The sequence below is a fragment of the Pseudomonas botevensis genome (assembly GCF_019145475.1).
Classification (GTDB): domain Bacteria; phylum Pseudomonadota; class Gammaproteobacteria; order Pseudomonadales; family Pseudomonadaceae; genus Aquipseudomonas; species Aquipseudomonas botevensis.
Map to the genome: position 1 here is coordinate 1 of NZ_JAHTKI010000052.1, position 2050 is coordinate 2050.

2 protein-coding genes are annotated in these 2050 nt (G+C 61.6%); both read right to left on the reverse strand.

Annotation, left to right across the window (positions count from 1 at the left end; translation table 11 throughout):
• On the reverse strand, nt 1–1381 hold a 1381-nt coding region (gene tssI, locus KVQ74_RS29245), incomplete at its 3' end, for a type VI secretion system tip protein TssI/VgrG (RefSeq protein ID WP_217834833.1).
• 129 nt (nt 1382–1510) lie between these two features.
• Nucleotides 1511–2026: an Hcp family type VI secretion system effector gene (locus KVQ74_RS29250; RefSeq protein WP_007949952.1), complete on the reverse strand. Its 516-nt coding sequence runs from the start codon at nt 2024–2026 to the stop codon at nt 1511–1513.
• Nucleotides 2027–2050: the final 24 nt, after the last annotated feature.

Here is a 2050-nt window from a genome sequence, read left to right on the forward strand (position 1 = left end):
CGGTGTTTTCCTTGTGGTACAGGCAGCCGCTGATCAGCGGCTGGTCGGGATCGCCTTCAAGGAAGGTCACCAGCACTTCCATGCCGATGCGCGGGATGGCGATGCCGCCGTACTGGGCGCCGGCCCAGGCGCTGGAGACGCGCAACCAGCAACTGGTCTTGTCGTCGGCCTGGCCTTCGCGGTCCCAGTGGAACTGCACCTTCACCCGACCGTATTCGTCGCAGTGGATTTCCTCGCCCTTCGGCCCGGTGACCACGGCGCTCTGGCTGCCGAGGATGCGCGGTTTCGGGTGGCGCAGGGGCGGGCGGTTGGGCACGTCCCACGGCGTGGCCTGGAAGCGGTTGCGGTAGCCCTGGTGGAAATCGTCCTTGAGCGCCGTGGTGTCGCTGGACACCGATTCTTCCAGCACTTGCGGCTGCTTGCCTTCGTGGAGGACTTCGGTGAGCAGCCACAGGTCGTTCCATTTGGCCTTCGGGTGTTCGCTCAGGGCGAGAAAGTGCCCGCTGACCAGCAGCGGCTGATCGCTCTTGCCCTCGGCGAGCTGGAAGTCGCTGCGGTGACGTTCGAGGGCACGCTTGGCCAGGTGCTTGCCGCGCTCGCGGTCCACGAAGCGGCCTGGGTAGTCGTAGTCCTCGAGGTCGGGCAGGGCGTCGCCACGGTTTTCGCTTTCGAGGGTGATGCGCGGTTTTTCGAAGTCGTAGTCGCGGCGGGTGGTGCGGCTGGTACGGGTTTCCAGGCGCAGGTCGAAGCGCTTGATCACCGGGTTGCTGGCGACCATGCCGGAGTCTTGCTGGTAGGCCACGGGCGCCAGTTTCGGGAACACCGTCTGGTCATCGCCGAACACCAGCTTGTGGGCCGTGGCGCTGTGCTGGAAGTGGTAGTGGATCCCTTCTTCCTCGCACAGGCGCTGGATGAAATGCAGGTCCGATTCATCGTATTGCACGCAGTAGATGCGCTCGGGATAAACCGAACCGGTCTTGAATGCGTAGGCGTTGCTCTGGATGCCGTGCTCTTCCAGGACCATGCCGATGATTTTCGGCACGCTGAGGTTCTGGAAAATACGCTGGTTGACCCGATGCGCCAGGTACGCCAGTTGCGGGCGCAGGGTCACCGAATAGCGCGTCAGGCGCTTGCCGGAATCGCCTTGCGCGGCGCGGTAGATCAGGCCATGGATGCCGCTGCCGTCAGGCGACAGTTGCAGGAAGGCCGGTTTGTGCAGGAGGGTTTCGAGATCCAGCGACGGCTGCTCACTGACCAGCTCCACCTCGAAGACGAACGGCTGGCTGACGGCTTCCCGACCTTGCAGGGATAACACCTGAAAGTCGCTGGAAAGCCCTTCGATGGTCAGGGCAAAGTGGGTTTCATTGGCCGGCGCGAACATCCCTTGTTCCTCGTGCGTACATGCTGCGCTCGTCGACCACCGCAAGGTGCCAACGCACGCGAAATTCTGGAGGGGCGTAAACAACATCGACCAGCAGGGCTGGTCGATGCTTGTAACGATCAGCCGTAATTAAACGACTGGAGCACGCCAGTCATCGGAACCCGAAGTACCGGATACTTCGTGGGTCCAGGTGATTTTGCGGTAGGTGAACTGCACTTCTTCCAGGTGGGTGAAGTGCGCGTTGCCTGGATCCTGGCAGTTGTGCATTTTGTTGTTGATGGCGACGATGATCGCGTCTTCCAGTTTGGTGGTGTAGTAGTGCTCTTGGGTGCCTTGCGCCGAAGTGCGATACCACTGGATAACGATTTCGCTCATGCGCTCGCCGGAGGTCAGAGCGGCTTGCAGCAGAGGCGAAGCCTTGTCGTAGACCTTGGTGATCACGACTGGCTTGTGCACGCGCTGACCGGTTGGCTGACCGGATTGTGGGTCACGCGGGATGATCACGTCGTGGGTGAAAGCCTGAACCATGACCTGGTCTTCGTGACCTTCCTGGTAGGTGTTGCCCACGGAGTCGGCGGTGAAGGCGCCGGCAGTGATCAGACCTTGTTTTTCGCCGGTAACCGACATGTACGCTGGTGTTGCCATGGGGTGCTCTCCTTGCGGAATAAA